Source organism: Methylobacillus sp. DLP286, from assembly GCF_056636515.1.
In genome coordinates, this window is record NZ_CM153145.1 from 659420 (window position 1) to 675561 (window position 16142).

A 16142-nucleotide genomic window follows, 5' to 3' on the forward strand; every position below is an offset into this window, starting at 1 on the left:
GAATTGGCTAGAACTGTTGCGTTGTTGCTTGGCGTGCATGCCCACCAGCCGGTAGGCAATTTCGAGAGCGTGCTGGACGACGCCCATGCGAGGTGCTATGGGCCGTTCCTAAGGGTGATGCACGAATATCCGGCATTCCATTTCTCCATCCATCTCAGCGGGTGGCTGCTGGAATACATGCTCAAGCATTTTCCCGAAGACATGGCGTTGTTGCGGAAGATGGTGGAGCGCGGGCAGGCGGAGTTGTTCGGCGCTGGCTTTACGGAGCCTGTGCTGGCTTCCATCCCGGTGCAGGACCGGATTGGCCAGATCAACACCTTGTCGCATTTTCTCCGGCGCGAGCTGGGCGAGGCGCCGCAGGGCGCATGGCTGACGGAGCGGGTCTGGGAATCGGGCGTCGTGCCGGCGCTGGCGGATGCCGGCATCAGGTATGTTACCGTGGATGACTACCACTTCATGTGCGCGGGCAAGGATGCCGGCGCATTGAGCGGGTTTTACACGACGGAGGAGGATAATCGCCATGTCGACCTGTTCCCCATTTCGGAAGCATTGCGCTACCGCGTGCCGTTCTCGCCTGCCGACGAGGTGGTGCGCTACCTTGAAAGCCTGGCAGGCCAAGAGGAAGAAGGGCAGCCTGCCGCGGTGTATTTCGATGACATCGAGAAATTCGGTATCTGGCCTGAAACCTATCAATGGGTATACGAACGCGGATGGCTGCGCCAATTTGTCGAAGGCGTGCTCAATTCCGAAGTGATCAAGCCCATGCGCTATAACGACTATCATCAGCAGGCGCGGACGAAGGGCGTGGTCTACCTGCCCACCACTTCCTACATCGAGATGAACGAATGGTCCTTGCCCGTGCCTGCGGCGCACCATTACGCCGACCTGGTGGCGCAGGAGCGGCAGCACCAGCGCTACGACATCACCAAGCCGTTCGTCCGGGGCGGCATCTGGCGCAACTTCCTTATGCGCTATCCCGAGTCCAATTGGATGCACAAGCGCATGCTGGGCCTTTCCCGGCGCTACCACAGCCTGGAACCGGCCTTGCAGACGGCCGAGATGCTGAAGGTCCTGTATGAGGCGCAGGCGAACGATGCCTATTGGCATGGCCTGTTCGGCGGCTTGTATCTGCCGCACTTGCGGCGCGCGGTCTACCATGCGCTGATCAGGCTGGAAGCGTTACTGGATCAGGTCGATAAACGCCAGGCTGGGCAGGTGCTGGACATCGACCTCGACGGCCATGACGAGCTTTTCGTCCAGAATGGCTTGCTGCAGGCGGTGGTCAAGCTGGATGAAACAGCGGCGATTGTCGAGCTTGACAGCTATGCGCTTAACCATAACTTTGGCGATACGCTGACCCGGCAGGCCGAACACTACCATCGCAAGATCCATGCCGCGCCGGAACATCACCATCAGGGCGGGGGGATTGCCAACCCGCACGAGCAAATGGGTGCCAAGCATGAAATCCTGCCCGGCGACCTGGAGACCGACGCCTATCGCAAGGCCTTGTTCCACGACAGCTGGCTGGACAGTGGCGCCAACATCCCGATTCGATACCGTCAGGACAGCGCTGCCAAGGCCGGGTTTTCCGGGTGGTTGCCAGGCGGTAATGCGGCTTTTCTGCGCAAACAGTATAAGCTCGAGCGCAATGCGTTGCGGGTAGCGTACCAGGCCCTGGATGTGGCCGGGGCGACGGGCAGGCTGCGGGTCGAGATCAACCTGGCCATGCCGAGCTGCGATGGGCCAGCCGGGCGTTTCCGCCAAGGACATATCCTGGGCGGCTTCGGGCAGCCCCTCAGTCTGGACGACTGGCAGGAACTGTTCCTGGATGACGACGTGCTGGGCGGCGCCGTGCACCTGCACAGCAGCGCTCCGGCCAGCTATTTCAGCTATCCGCATTTTTCCGTATCCCAGTCGGAAGCCGGGTTTGAAAAAATCATGCAGGCGGTGACGATCATACTGGAGTGGCAGCTGGACCAGCTTGCTTCCGGAATCGAATTGAGTGTTGAAATAATTAAAAACAAATAGTTATTGGATTTTATTAATTTTAATTATCGGAATGAGTTCAGGCGGTCATGGCTAAATTGAGCTTGGGTGTGGACATCGGCGGCACCAACCTCAGGGTGGGGGTGGTGCAAGACAGGAAAGTCATTCACGAACAAAGGTTTCCTGCGGACTTCTCATCCATCTGCAAACAGCATGCGCCTGCTATTGCCTTGCAGGAAATCCTCCGGATCAGCCTTTCCGCATTGCAGCAGGCGATCAAACTGTACCCCGGTGTTGGCGCTATCGGTATGGGTTTTCCCGGCTTCATCGATCCGCAGTCGGGCTACGTCATGCAGTCGCCCAACCTGCCTGGCTTGCGCAACGTGGATATCGCCGGCGAGCTGTCCCGGCTGGTCGGCCTGCCGGTCAAGATGGAAAACGATGCGCTGGTGGCAGCATTGGGCGAGTTCATGTTGCTCGAAGCCGCACCCCGCAGCATGGTCTATATCGGCCTCGGCACAGGGGTAGGCGGCGGGTTGATCCATGCCGCCAGGCCTTATCCAGGCGAGCATGGCATCGCCATGGAGGTCGGGCACATCATCACGGAACCTGGCGGGCGCAAATGTGGCTGCGGCAACCATGGCTGCCTGGAGCAATATGCCGCCGCGCCAGGGGTCATTACGAGTTATGCGCTTGCGACGGGAGAGACACTCTCCGCCCGCGACATTGCAGACAGGGCGGCCCAGGGCGATGCCGCTGCCCTGGAGGCTTACGTCCTGGCCGGACAGCACCTGGGACGGGCCATCGCCCATATAGCCAAGATCCTGGACCCGCAACTGGTACTGATCGGGGGCGGCATGAGCCAGGCTTGGCCGTATTTTGCTCCTGCGATGCATGCCCAGCTCGACCAGGATTCGATTCCCGTGCTCAAGGGCAAGATCGACATCAAGGCATCCGGCAGCAGCGACCAGGCAGGGATTATCGGTGCAGCCCACCTAGTGTAGGGCGGATATCCATCGCCCTATCTTGCCGGACAGAACTATCTTAGAATAATAATAATTCGCATTTTTTAACCCGATCCCGCACATGAAAAACCCAGAGGCATTGAGCCTGGCCCTGATCGGCCAGCTGTATGCCGAACACCATCCTTGGCTGGTGAAATGGCTATACCGGCATCTCGGCTGCCCGCACAATGCGGCTGACCTTGCTCAGGATACCTTCACCCGCGTATTGACTGCGTGTGAAAAGCTCTACGTCGATGAGGCCAAGGCATTGCTGACCCTGATCGCCAAGGGCCTGGTGGTGGACCACTACCGTAGGTCTGCGCTCGAGCAGGCATTCCAGGACGCATTGGCCAGCCTGCCGGAAGCATCGGCGCCGTCGCCAGAGGCGCAGGCGTTGGCATTGGAGGCGGTGCTGGCCGTGGACCGCATGCTGGCTGAATTGCCAGGCAATGTGCGCAAGGCTTTCCTGCTTTCCAGGATAGATGGCTTGAGTTATGCAGAAATCGCCGAGCGGCTCGAGGTATCCGTCAGTTCCGTGCAGCAATACATGTTGCGGGCTTACGCTGCCTGCTATGCCGCGGCTTATCCCGCCTAGGCCATGAATCCCGCCCCGAATGTCGTCGAAGAAGCCATCCGCTGGATGGTGCTGCTGCAATCCGGCCAGGCTAGCGCCGAAGATTACGATGCCTGCATGCGCTGGCGCCAGGCGGATACGCAGCATCAGACGGCCTGGGACCGGCTGGGCGCGGTCAACCAGCAGGTGCAGCAGATCCCGCCGAAGGTCGCGCATGCCACGCTACATGACGAAGGCGGGACCCAGCAACGCATCAAGGCCATGATGCAGCGCCGCCAGGCGCTCAAGCTCGTCGTGCTGGCAGGCGGGACGGCCGGCTTATTCGGCCTCGGCTACCAGAAGCTGCCTTGGCGCCCGCTGCTGGCGGATTACGCTACCGGTTTGGGAGAAACCCGGCAATTGGCACTGAGCGATGGCAGCGACATCCGCCTGAATACCGCCAGCGCGCTGGACGTCGATTATGACGCCAATCTGCGTTTGCTACGCTTCTATCGCGGTGAAATTCTGTTCACTACCGGGCATGGGCATGGTTCGTCCGATCGTCCCTTTATCGTCGATACCGGGCACGGCCGCGTACGTGCCCTTGGTACGCGCTTCCTGCTGCGGGAGCAGGAAGACGGCATTATGGTCAGCGTATTCGAAGGGGCGGTCGAGGTTGCGGCCGCAGGCGGGAAGGCGACCGTGCCGGCAGGCCAGGCTTTATTCTTTACACGCCAATACCTAGGCGTTGTGCAAGCGGCCAATGCGGACAGCATCGCCTGGATCAATGGCGTGGTCGTTGCGCGCAATATGCCGCTCGGCGCATTGCTGAAAGAGCTGGAGCGGTACCGTCACGGCGCGATCAAGTGCGCTCCCGAGGTTGCTGAAGTGCGTATTTCCGGCGTATTCCCACTGAATGACATCGACAAGGCGTTGGAAGCCGTTTCAGACACGCTGGGGTTTGCCGTCAGGCGCTCATGGTTCTATTGGACATATGTCGGGCCCGCAGTACCGCCTTCAAGCTGAAAAATTTTCGTCGAAGATTGTAGTTTTTGATTCCTGCTTCGGTATGTCAGGTGAATCACTCCATTTTGACAAGGACCTGACCATGACATACCCAATGCGGGATCAAGCACCCGCTTCATTTCCATCCAACAAGCTCAGGCAGGCCCTCTGCGGTGCCTTTGTGGCATTGTCGCTCGGCGCTGTATTGCCCCCGCAGGCAGCCAATGCGCAAACGCCAGCGGCCGAAAGCCAGCAGCAGTACCAGGTGTCGGCAGGCACCCTGGAAAATGCCCTGGCCGAATTCGCCCAGCAAGCGGGCATATTGCTTTCGTTCGAGCCCGAACTCGTCGCAGGCAAGCAAAGCAGCGGCTTGCAAGGGAGCTATACGGTCAAGCAGGCGCTGAGCAAGCTGCTGCAAGGCACCGGCCTCGACCACGTCGCGCGCGACAATGGCGCATGGGGGCTGAGAAGGTTGCTGAACGCGCAGCTGCAGCAGGGAGGCAGCTTGCCCGAGGTCAAGGTCAACGCGGCAAGGCAGAATGAATCTGCGGATGCGTTGCTGCCCGCATACAGCGGCGGACAGGTGGCTACCGGCGGCAGGGTCGGCATACTGGGCAACCGTGACTTCATGGATACGCCGTTCAATATCACGGCGTATACCAGCAGTATGATCCAGAACAAGCAGGCGGCGACGATTTCCGACGTGATCGATAACGACCCCTCGGTGCGCAACGGCAACCCACGCGGCGGGCGCTTTGACCAGTTCTCCATCCGCGGCGTGACCTTCATGAACAGCGATGTGGCGTTCAATGGACTGTTCGGGATCCTGCCGACCTACGCAGTGGCGGCGGAGACCGCGGAACGCGTGGAAGTGCTCAAGGGCGCAAGCGGTATGCTCAACGGCATGATCCCCAGCGGCGGCGGTGCCGGCGGCATGATCAATATCGTGCCTAAGCGGGCAGGGGACAAGGACGTCACCCAGTTCACAGGCACCTACGCGAGCGAGTCGCAATTCGGCGGGCATATGGACATGGCAAGGCGTTTCGGCCCGGACAATGCGTTTGGCATCCGTTTCAACGGCGTGTACCAGGACCCGGGGGAAATGGCTTTCGACCACCAGGCGCGCGAGCAGTCGACCGGCGCGCTTGCCTTGGATTATCGCGGCGATGCCTTGCGGCTGTCGCTGGATATCGGGCGCCAGCGGCTGAATATCAACGCGCCTCCTGAGCGCGTGACGCTGGCAGGGACTGCGGCCGTTCCAGACGCCAAGCGCATCGACAGGAATTTCGAGCCGGCCTGGACCTACACCAATACCAAGGACAATTACAGCGCGGTGCGCGGCGAATACGACATCAGTTCCCGGTGGACAGTTTATGCGGCCGCCGGCGCGCGCCAGGGCGATTACGAGTTCCTTCGCGTCAATCCTTCCGTGACCAGCAATGGTGATTTCAATACCAGCGTGGAGGCGCGCCTATTCAGCCGCTACGAGCGCGTGCGCTCGCTGGAGGTCGGTGTGCGCGGCACCTTCGAAACCGGCCCGGTCAAGCATGCCGTCACACTGAGCGGAAACCGTTATCGCATGGAGTACGGCAACCTCGATCACAGACTGCCCCGCGTCGCGTCCAACATCTATTTCCCGGCAGCCGTGCCCAAGCCGGATACCAGCGGCTTGTCTGACGACATCAGCAAGACCAATACCAGCGATCTCGGCAGCATCGCGCTGGTGGACAACTTGAGCTTGTGGGATGACAAGCTGCAGTTGGTGATTGGCGCGCGCTCCCAGCATATCAATTCGCACAATTTTGATACCGATCGCCGCTACAACGAGAAAACCCTCACGCCAGTCGCAGCCTTTGTCGTCCGTCCGACCAGGCAGCTATCACTGTTCGGCAGCTACATCGAAAGTTTGCGTCAGGGAGATATCATCCCGACGACCGCCAACGGATGCAACGGGCAGGCTTGCCTCAATGCAGGCGGCATGCTGGAGCCGGTGAAGTCCAAGCAGCTTGAGATCGGCACCAAGCTCGATTTCGGCAGCTTTGCCGGCACCGTCAGCATCTTCCAGCTGGAGCAGCCCACCGCGTATGCGATCGGGCAGGTGTACGGCATCAACGGCAAGCAGCGCAACCGGGGCCTGGAGTTGAATATCTTCGGCGAACCGGTCGCGCATCACCGCCTGCTCGGCGGCCTGATGCTGCTGGATAGTGAAATGGTCAGGAGCATAGGCGGCGCCAATGACGGCAACCGCATTTTCGGCACCTCCAGGGCAAACTTCAACCTGAATTGGGAATGGGATACGCCGTTCGCGGAGGGGTTGACGCTGGTCGCGCGAACCATCTACAGCAGCTCGCAGTATTACGACGCGACCAATACGCGCAAAATCCCGGCGTGGACGCGCTTCGATATCGGCGCGCGCTATGCCACCACCGCCTATGGCCAGCCATTGACCCTGCGGGCAAACATCGAGAACCTGTTTGACCGCCAGTACTGGACATCGGCTGCCGCCGCTTCCGGCTCCATGGGGTTGAGCATAGGCACGCCGCGCATGCTGCTGATGTCGGCTACCGTGGATTTCTGACGCAGCTTGTCTAGTTTAGGTTTTACCAATAAAAAAACGGCTATGGATTCCATAGCCGTTTTTGTTTGCCGAGATTTTGCTTTCCGGAAATTACTCTTTAGGCTTGCTATCAGGCAGTTGCGCAATGATCTGGCAAGCCAGCGTGCTCCAGTAGGGCAGGGATTGCAAGGTCAGCATGGTGACCCACAGCTGCGCATCGAGGTTGCTGAAGCCGCGGGCGTAGAGCATCGCGCCGGCGGAAACGATCAATGCCAGCAATAGCAGGACTTCCTCGCGGATAGGCGTGAGCAGCCCGAAGATGCTGCCCTTGACGGCCTTGCCCTTGTTGGTGGTCTTGAACACGCCGCGTTTCTGAATCAGGCCCATCATGATGCCGCGCGCGATCGTATGGGAAAGGCCGAGGCCGGCCAGCGACGCGCCGAAGATGTCGGACCATTTGCAGTCCATGGTCTTGCGGTAGAGGATGGGGCCCAACGCGCCCTTGACCACCAGGAAGCACAGCACCGGCGTCAGCATGATGGAGACCGGCAGGCTGAACGACTTGGGGAAGGCCAGCATGGCCAGGGTCCAGCCGATCGAGCTCATGGTGAAGATCAGTTGCAGTCCGTCGCCCAGCCAGCCCAGCCAGCCGGTCAGGAAGTGGTAGCGCTGGCCAAAGCTGAGCGTGGACCTGCCCAGCAGCTTGGGCAGGTGGTGCTTGAGGATCTGCATGGCGCCGAAGGCCCAGCGGAAACGCTGTGACTTCAAGGCCTCGAAGTTGGCAGGCGTGAGGCCGCGGCCGAACACGCGGTCGATATAGCGTAGCTCGTAGCCGCCTTCCAGCAGGCGCAGGCCAAGTTCCGTATCCTCGCAGATGCACCACTCGGACCAGCCGCCGAGATCGACCAGGGCCTTGCGGCGCACCAGCGTCATGGTGCCGTGCTGGATGAGGGCATTGCGCTCATGGCGATGGTGCATGCCGATACGGAAGAAACCCTCGAACTCCCAGTTGCTCATGCGGCGGAAGAAGTTGTTCTCGAATTCGCGGTGCGCCTGAGGCGCCTGCACCACGGCCACGCCCTGATCCGAGAAGTGCGGGATGAGCACTGCAAGCCAGTCGCGGGTGACGACGTAATCTGCATCGACCACGCCCACCACCTCAGCACGCGGGTCGGTCTCCTGCAGCGCGAAGTTGAGCGCGCCGGCCTTGAAGCCGGGCCATTGCGGCAAGTGGTAGAACTTGAAGTTGTCCGGCAGCCTGGACATGTACTCCTCGACCGGCTTCCACTTGCTTTCGTCCTTGGTGTTGTTGTCGATCACCAGCACTTCGTAATTGGTGTAATCGAGCTGCGCCAGGCTTTCAATGGTGGCGATTACCATCTCGGGCGGTTCGTTGTAGCAGGCGAGGTGGATGGAAACAAAGGCTTCCTGCTCCGCAGGCACCGGAACGGCGGGCTTGTAGCCCCTGATCCAGTAGCCCTTGAACATGACTTCGCTGAACTCCACGGCATAGGTCATCAGCACCGCTGTGGTCATGAGCAGTGCAAGAATCAAGGCGACCAGGATGATCATGTCGCGCAGCGAATAGTAGTAGTCTCCCGGCAGGTTCCAGGTGACCACGAGCACGGTGATGCAAGCCTGAAGCAGGATTGCCAGGGAAATCTGCGCCCCTGTGCCCCAAGTACGGAACCGCACTGCAATGATGAGGATGGGAATGAAGGCAAGCAGCGAGCCCCATAATGCCTTGGACACCCAGCGCAAGTCCTTGGGCACGGCGCCGTGTAGGGAGTACTTCTCCTGGCGCTCCGCATCGAACATGCCCCAGTAAGCCCCGGCCCAGCCCTCGATCTTCACCTTCCATGGCTGGTCTATGGCCTCCATGAGATAGTAGTCGTAAGGTTCGAAAGCGGTCTTGGCGAGGAACTCGCGCACGAAACGGGCTTGGTTGACGTTGGAGGCGACGGAGGCATCGATGGTGGGGCCTTTGCTCGGCCAGCCGATTTCACCGATGACGATCTTCTTGCGCGGATATTTGTCGATCAGCTCCTGATACCGTTCCAGCGCGTAATCCACGGCTTTCTCGGCAGGCAGCCCCTCATGGTAGGGCAGCAGGTGCACCGTGATGAAGTCTACGTGCTTGACCAGCTGGGGATAGCGCAGCCAGACGTGCCATGGCTCCGCGGTGGAGACCGGCACGCGCGAGGTGCGGCGCGCTTCTTCCAGGTAGGCGATCATTTCGTCGACGGTGAGGTCGGCGCGCAGGATGGCCTCGTTGCCAACGATGATGCGTTCGATATTGGGATATACCGCCGTCCTTGCCAGCAAGGCTTCCAGTTCGCGCTGATTGTCCTCATGCTCGGGGCCCAGCCACGCTCCCGCTGTCACCTTGAGTCCCAGTCTGGCGGCAAGGGCGGTGGTTTCGGGATTTTCCAGCGCGCCGTAGATACGGATGCGGTTGGTGTACTTCTTCATGAGCTCCAGGTCTTTCAATATCTCCGTGGTGCTGGGATATTTACGTTCCTGGGGGCTTTGTCCGATTTGGTAGCCGCTGTAGGCGAAGCCGTTCACGATGGGCGGCGCGTCAATCAGCGGCAACGCCCGGTTGATGATCTCCCAAATGCCGAAATGCAGCAGGGTGACTGCCAATGCAATGATCAGGGCTTTGCTGTATTTATTGATGAATTTCATATCGTTGTCTTTGGTTTTTTACTATTGGCGCCAGACGCCCCCTCAAACCCTGGCTCCCTTGCGCGGCCAGCTCGCATATGCGAGCAAGGCGACCACGCCTAGCCATAAGAGTGCGTGCGTGTTCAACGGTTCCAAGATCAGGCAAATCAATGCTGTCGCCAGCGCGATGATGTTGAGCTTGCGATAGCGGCCGAACGTGGTGCGATGCAGCAATCCCAGCAAGGCCAGGCCGATGGCGTATTGCAATGCCGGCAGGGCGTAAAGCGCCAGCGGGAAATTGCGGTAGCGGCCGTCTATCGTATAGATGACGTAGCCGATCATCGGGTGCAGTTCGATATCGCGCGGGATGAAGCTCATTTTCGGGATCAGCAGGAAGCTGGTGACCATGCCGGCGAGCACGAGCACGAACAACAGGCTATGCGCCAGCTTGTTTTGCCCGCGCGCGATCAAGGCGGGTAAGTTGAGCAGGGCAACGATGCCGGCCAAGCTGATGCCGGCCAGCACGATCCACTCCATCGTGTCCCGGCTGGCGGCAACCAGGTAGCCCCACTGTACGTACGCGGTGGCCCCGGTCAGGATGCCAAGCGAGCCCATCGCCAGCAGGGCGGGCAGCCTGCGCTCCTTGCGCGCCAGGGTGAGGATGACGAATACCGCTAAGCCGGTCAGGGCCCAGATCAATGGCTGGATGCCGTCGCGGCGCTCCGCTACCGGCCCCTTGAATTCGAACTTGCTCTCCAGGCCGGTATCGTAAAGGCCCCAGTAACCGCCGACAGTGCCTTCAAGGTCGCGTTTCCATGGCTGGTCGATGGCCTCGATCAGGTTGTAGTTCCAGTCCTTGTCGTGCGCAGTCTGCACGAATTGGCGCAGGTAGGATGCCTGGTTGACCAGGCTGGGCACCGAGGCGTTGCGGTGCTTGCCGACCGACGGCCATCCGGTCTCGCCGATGAACAAAGGCTTGGAGAAGGTCTTGCCCATGGTCTCCATGACGAACTCTGCATGAGGGATCGCATTGTCTATGCTCTGCGGGTCGTCCTCCCAGTAGGGCAGGACGTGCACGGTGATATAGTCCACGGCCTGCTCCAGGCGGGGATGCTTGAGCCAGAATTCCCAGACGTCGGCATAGGTGACAGGGACTTCGGTGCTTGCCTGGGCCTGCTGCAGGTAGGCGAGCATGACATCCTCGGTCTGTTCCTTGCGCAGCAGCACCTCGTTGCCGATGATCAGGCCCTTGACCGTGTCGGGATAACGGTTCGCCAGCTCGATCGCCAGCTCAACCTCCTTGTCGTTCTCGAGCTTGACGTAACCTATCCATGCGCCCAGCAATACCTTCATGCCGAGTTTGGACGCGGCTTCGGGAACATAGTCCAGGCCCTGCTTGACGGAATAGGTGCGTACGCAGTCGAAACGTTCCGAGAGCAGGCGCAAATCGCGTTCTATCCTGGACTTGTCAGCCACTGTGGTGGCGATGAAAGGGGTTTCTCCCTTGCCGTAATAAGGCGCGTAGGAAACGCAGTTGAGCTTGCCGTTGGCCGGCAGTTCAGGGTCAGGCAATGCAACCGGCTGGTTTTGCTGCCAGAACCAGTGCGCCAACAATGCAATTAACAGGAGGTTGAAGATACTGTATCGCCACAAGGCAGCAGTTTTTAGCATGTTTTGTATGAATTTATGTTGGTATTGTTGGAGAGTCGCGAAAGCCGCGTTCGGTCAGCTATTTTGCGACGGACTATATTAAAGCACCTCGCCAGCAAATACAAAAAGGCAGCCTGTTTGAGACCTGTCCAGCATGGGATTGGTTGCACCGGCCTGGCAGGAAATATTTGCCCGGGCTTGCAGAGATGACATATATACGCGTTACAATAGCCCGCTATTGCCACAAGAATCAGAGTCCTTCGGATGAAAAAAGTAATAATCGTTTCGGCCATGCTGGCTTTTTCCGGCCTGGCTCAAGCAAAACCAGCGTTTACCGGCGTCAACTACACCGGCCTTTACGAATGCAAGGGGGAAAACTCCTCCATTGGCGCTTACGACCTCGTGGTTGCATTGCGCCTCAACCGCGTCAGCAGCCATGGCAAGTTCGGCGCCTATTACTATGAAACCGAAACCGTGAACTCCACGGTCTACCATGGCCAGGCGGTGGTCATCGGCAACCGCATGGCAATCAGTTTCAATATCCGCGACAAGAAGAACAACGTGGATCACAGCACCGGCCTCGCCACGATCAAGAAGGTAGGCAAGGACAGGTGGAGCTTCCGCAAGGAATACTTCGAGCCCGACGACAGCGGCGGCAGCTACGGTACCGAAGAGTGCGTCATGAAGGTGCTGACCCCCGAGGAAAAGGAAGCCCTGGAGAAGAAGAGCCAGGAAAAAACGCCTCCCAAACCCGCAGCGACAGCGCCGCGCAGCAGCAAGCCACAATAATGAAACAGGCCCGAAAGGGCCTGTTTCATTATCAGCATGCGGTATCAGCGAGCGAACAATTGGCTGGCTTTTGCCGGCCGGACGTCCAACTCCTGCAGCATTCCGGCAAAGCCGGGGCCGGAAAACACTTCATATTCAATTGGGCGGGCCTGCCGGATCGGGTCCGTGCCGTCCGTGCCAGCCAGTCCGGGATGGCACATCAGGGCGCACAGGCGTCCCTCCCCGATTTCCTTGCCTGCCATGGCAAGCCATCTCCTCAGCTGCTTTTGGTAAGTGGCCGCGCTGCTATCAAACGCATAGATGCCCAACAAGGTGTCGGTAACGGCAAACCCGCGGCTCAATGCCTGCCTGCGCATCGCCCGGCTTCCCAGAGCCGAGATCACCCAGCCTTTCACGCCGTCATGCGCGGGATGCGAAACCCTGATCCACGGCAGTTTCCCGGCATAGCGGGATTGCAGCTCGTCCAGTAATGCGTCGCGCACCTGCGGTAGCTGGTGCACATGTTGGTGGCCATCGACATAATCCGGGGCGCTGTTCATTTCCCGCTCGAAAACGTCCAGTTGCTGCGCGATCGTGGCCTTTAGCTGCTGACGGTCCAGTCTTCCCAGCAAGCTGCGCATGACCAATTGCGGATGCGGATGCCGCACGGGCCGGGAATAAGTGGTGAAATCCAGGTGCAGGCCGATGTCGGCCTGTTGGCTGATCTCAGGGGTGAGGGCTGCGGCTGCTTCACGCCAGCGCGGGCTGAGGCTCAGACATGAGGTGGCGGTGAGGCGTCCCATGCGGATAAGCTCCAGGATGCCGTGGTCGATGGCCGGCCCCTGGGCATAATCGTCCGCGCTGATGATCAAAGGGATGGCCATTTCAAGCTCCTTTCTTGAACGCCCAGAAACGGCTCAGCAGGTACGTCGATGCGGCCACGACCACCATCACGGCCGCCAAGGCCAGCCAGAAGGGAAGCTGGCTGAAGCGCAGCAGGCTCAGCAGCAGGAGCTGGTTGCCGGCAAACCCGGCGCAGGCCACCAGCAGGAAGCGGGGCAGGGCGTATCCGTGCGTATTGCCGCTGCCGGCAAACGACAAGGCATGATGGCCGATATAACTCACCGGGAAAGCCAGCAGGAAGGCGAGGAAGTTTGCCAGGCCGGGGCTGAACGCCAGCCAGCCTTCGAGGACAATCGCGCTGAGGTAGTGCACCAGCGCGGCGGCGGCGCCGACAATGGTGAACCACGAGACCGACCTGGCGTCCGCGCGGGCGCTCATGGCTGCGGCGGCTCGCTCTGGTAAGCGGCGGAGACTTCGGCGACGATGTAGGGAGGGCGTCCCTTCACCTCGTCGTAAATGCGTGCGATGTATTCGCCGAGGATGCCGATGAACAGCAATTGCACCCCTGAGAAGAACATCAGGCTTGCCACCACGGTGGGCCAGCCCGGGATGGATTCGTGGAAGAACATTTTTTCCAGGATCACCCAGATGCCGTAAATGAAGGCCAGCAATGCCAGCAATCCGCCGACCGCGCTCGCCAGGCGCAACGGGATGACCGAGAAGCTGGTGATGCCGGTCCAGGCCAGCTGCATGAGCTTGAGGCGGGAAAAGGTGCTGACGCCGTGGCTGCGCGGGAGCGGGGTATAGGGAATGCCGATGGATTTGTAGCCGACCCAGGCGTACATCCCCTTCATGAAGCGGTTGCGCTCGGGCAGGTTGCGCAGCGCGTCCACCACATTGCGGTTCATGAGGCGGAAATCCCCGGCATCGCGCGGAATGGTGATGCGCTCGCCCAGGGTCATGATTTCATAGAACACCTTGGAGCCCCAGCGCTTGAAGCCCGATTCGACATGCCGGTCCTGGCGCACGGCATACACCATGTCATACCCTTCGCGCCATTTTTCCAGCATGTCGCCGACCAGGGCGGAGGAATGCTGGCCGTCGGCATCCATGCAGATCACAATATCGCCGCCGGCATACTCCAGCCCGGCGGTAATCGCGTACTCCTTGCCGAAATTGCGCGAGAAGCGTACCAGCGTGGTGCGCAAATACGCTGGCAGGCCGCGCACGATGTCGGCGGTCTTGTCGCGGCTGCCGTCGTCGATGACGACGATGTCCCAATGCGGGGTCAGGATGGCGAGCTGGTTGGCAATGTTCTCGACGGTAGATGTGATCGCCGCCGCTTCGTTGAAGGCGGGTACGATCACGCTGATGTGGGGATTGGATTGGCTACGATCTGTTGTCATCAATACGCCCTCGCGTTTCAACGGCAGTTGGGTTCAATGTGCGCTGCCCGGAATGCGGGGCTTGCGCTGGTGTGCCAGGAGCTGGCGCCTGTCCTTGACCACCGCGAGGACGACGCCCATGCGCTCAACCTCGCCGATGATGATGCCTTTCATGACATCGTCGCATTCCATGTTGGTCGTGGAAAGGTAGAAATCCGCCGCTTCCCAATTCCTGGTGACGCTGAAGCGTTGGTCCAGGTAGGCGGTTCCCTGGATGTTCTCGGCGCAGACTGCGACCAGGTAGGGCACGATATTGCCGTCGGCGTCGCGCTTGGGCTTGGACGATATTTTCTCTTCCAATATGTCGGCCGCCTCGCGCAGGCTGCTGGACCAGTAATCGCCTTCCCATTCCTCTTCCGCCTCGGTCATGGTGCCGGCCAGGTTGTTGTAGTAGATATATTCATAGGGATGCAGGCGCCATAGCGTAGTCACCGTCAACAGGCATAGCGCGGCGTAGGCAATGCCTAGCCCCCGGCGTATGCGCGGCCATCTGTGCAGTGCATCCCAGCTCAAGGAGAGCCCCAAGCCTGCCAATACCGCGATCGGCGGCACGACAAAGGTGAAATGCCGGATGCCGTTGTAGAGCGCAGGCTTGTCGATGACATTGAACGCGATCGGGAACAGCGCCGCGATGAGCACCGCCAGCCAAGGGAGGAGCTTGCCGCGATGGGCGGACAGCTTGTCCAGGTGCAGTGCCGCGACCGCCACCAGGCCAACCAGCCCGAGCAGAAAGACTTCAGGCAGGCGTACCAGCAGGTAGGCGGGCAGGTAATAGCGCGGCACGTCACCTATCGGCATAACCCTGCCGTCCATGATAGTGAGCATATTGAATGCAAAATGCGAGAACGACTTGGCTGCCAGTAGGGGGTGGTCTGGCGACATCACGCCCCAGGGCCAGAAAACCGCCATGAGAATAAAGGCGGTAATGCCGGCAGGCACCAGGCGGATCGCGCTATTCACCCAGTAGCGCAGGCGGGCTTTCCAGCCTGTCGCATTGACCAACCCGGCCAGGCCCAGCAGCAAAAACAGGTAGATCACGGCAAATGCGCCGCCGATGCGCAGCCCCAGCGCGCAACCGACCGCGATGCCGAGCTTGACCGACAGCTTGAGCGGCGGGCGCGGCAGCTTTTCCACGACCAGCATGGTGTAATACAGGGCCCAGGCCATGCAGGCGGCGAAAGGCACATCCTTGGTATGGGTGAACATCGCGCCGGACCAGGCGCCCGTAATGGCGAGCAGCAATACCGTGAAAAAGCCGGCGCGCTCGCCGCCCAGCCGCCGCGCGATCTTATAGGCCGCGACAATCCCGGCGAGGCCGAACAGGGCGGACAGCAGGTGCCGCATGTCCCATACCCAGATCGGCAGGATGCGCTCGAGCAAGGCGGCGATCAGGTCGAATAGGCCGCCGTAGAGGAAGAGGTTGCGGTATTCGAATGCGGACCTGTCGGTGAAACCGGAGCTATAGAAGTCAAGCAGCAGGCGGCCATAGATATGCTGAACCTCTTCGTCGTTGCTGATGCCATACTGGAAGAAAGTGAAGGCAATAAAAAGGCCCAGGGCTGCAAACAGCGCTAGGCTCAAGCGGCGAAACACGAGAGGCGTGAACATGTGCCGGTCTTTATCGGATTTTGGAGCGGCGATTATACAATCGGGCCGGATTTTTT

12 protein-coding genes are annotated in these 16142 nt (G+C 60.1%); 6 read left to right on the top strand and 6 right to left on the bottom strand.

The genetic code is table 11. The annotated features are described in order from the left end of the window. Positions 1-3: 3 nt before the first annotated feature. The 5 genes from ACWXTG_RS03075 to ACWXTG_RS03095 all read left to right on the top strand — a co-directional run bounded on the left by ACWXTG_RS03075 (position 4) and on the right by ACWXTG_RS03095 (position 7126). Complete coding sequence (locus ACWXTG_RS03075; RefSeq protein ID WP_480220648.1) at positions 4-2028, top strand: alpha-amylase/4-alpha-glucanotransferase domain-containing protein; 2025 nt, start codon at positions 4-6, stop codon at positions 2026-2028. Between the two features lie 47 nt (positions 2029-2075). Then, positions 2076-2990, top strand: coding sequence for an ROK family protein (locus ACWXTG_RS03080; protein WP_480220649.1), 915 nt, complete (start codon positions 2076-2078; stop codon positions 2988-2990). Positions 2991-3072: 82 nt separating this feature from the next. Beyond that, positions 3073-3585, top strand: a complete 513-nt coding sequence (locus tag ACWXTG_RS03085) for a sigma-70 family RNA polymerase sigma factor (protein WP_480220650.1) — start codon at positions 3073-3075, stop codon at positions 3583-3585. 3 nt (positions 3586-3588) lie between these two features. Continuing rightward, complete coding sequence (locus ACWXTG_RS03090) at positions 3589-4569, top strand: FecR domain-containing protein (protein WP_480220651.1); 981 nt, start codon at positions 3589-3591, stop codon at positions 4567-4569. Positions 4570-4651: 82 nt separating this feature from the next. After that, on the top strand, positions 4652-7126 hold the full coding sequence (locus ACWXTG_RS03095) for a TonB-dependent siderophore receptor (RefSeq protein ID WP_480220652.1): 2475 nt from the start codon (positions 4652-4654) through the stop codon (positions 7124-7126). Positions 7127-7216: 90 nt separating this feature from the next. Here the strand turns inward: ACWXTG_RS03095 and ACWXTG_RS03100 are convergent, their stop codons facing one another. Both ACWXTG_RS03100 and ACWXTG_RS03105 read right to left on the bottom strand, forming a co-directional pair. Further along, entirely contained in the window at positions 7217-9793 is a 2577-nt protein-coding gene (locus ACWXTG_RS03100; RefSeq protein ID WP_480220653.1) for a glycosyltransferase, read from the bottom strand. A gap of 42 nt (positions 9794-9835) precedes the next feature. After that, the gene (locus ACWXTG_RS03105; RefSeq protein ID WP_480220654.1) at positions 9836-11443 is read right to left on the bottom strand and encodes a glycoside hydrolase family 17 protein; all 1608 of its coding nucleotides are present in this window, start codon (positions 11441-11443) and stop codon (positions 9836-9838) included. A gap of 243 nt (positions 11444-11686) precedes the next feature. On the opposite strand from ACWXTG_RS03105, the gene ACWXTG_RS03110 reads away from it, so the two are divergent. After that, entirely contained in the window at positions 11687-12211 is a 525-nt protein-coding gene (locus tag ACWXTG_RS03110; protein ID WP_309565206.1) for a hypothetical protein, read from the top strand. A 44-nt stretch (positions 12212-12255) separates the two neighbouring features. On the opposite strand, the gene ACWXTG_RS03115 is transcribed toward ACWXTG_RS03110, so the two are convergent. The 4 genes from ACWXTG_RS03115 to ACWXTG_RS03130 are packed head-to-tail and all read right to left on the bottom strand — an operon-like array spanning position 12256 to position 16086. After that, positions 12256-13074 carry a ChbG/HpnK family deacetylase gene (locus ACWXTG_RS03115; RefSeq protein WP_480220655.1) on the bottom strand — a complete coding sequence of 273 codons (819 nt, stop codon included), beginning with the start codon at positions 13072-13074 and terminating at the stop codon, positions 12256-12258. 1 nt (position 13075) lies between these two features. Then, positions 13076-13471 (bottom strand): GtrA family protein, encoded by a 396-nt coding sequence (locus ACWXTG_RS03120; RefSeq protein ID WP_407996570.1) that lies wholly within the window; start codon positions 13469-13471, stop codon positions 13076-13078. After that, positions 13468-14439, bottom strand: coding sequence for a glycosyltransferase family 2 protein (locus tag ACWXTG_RS03125; RefSeq protein ID WP_480220656.1), 972 nt, complete (start codon positions 14437-14439; stop codon positions 13468-13470). The genes ACWXTG_RS03120 and ACWXTG_RS03125 overlap by 4 nt, the downstream gene beginning before the upstream one ends. Before the next feature lie 33 nt (positions 14440-14472). Beyond that, positions 14473-16086 (bottom strand): ArnT family glycosyltransferase, encoded by a 1614-nt coding sequence (locus ACWXTG_RS03130; RefSeq protein ID WP_480220657.1) that lies wholly within the window; start codon positions 16084-16086, stop codon positions 14473-14475. Positions 16087-16142: the final 56 nt, after the last annotated feature.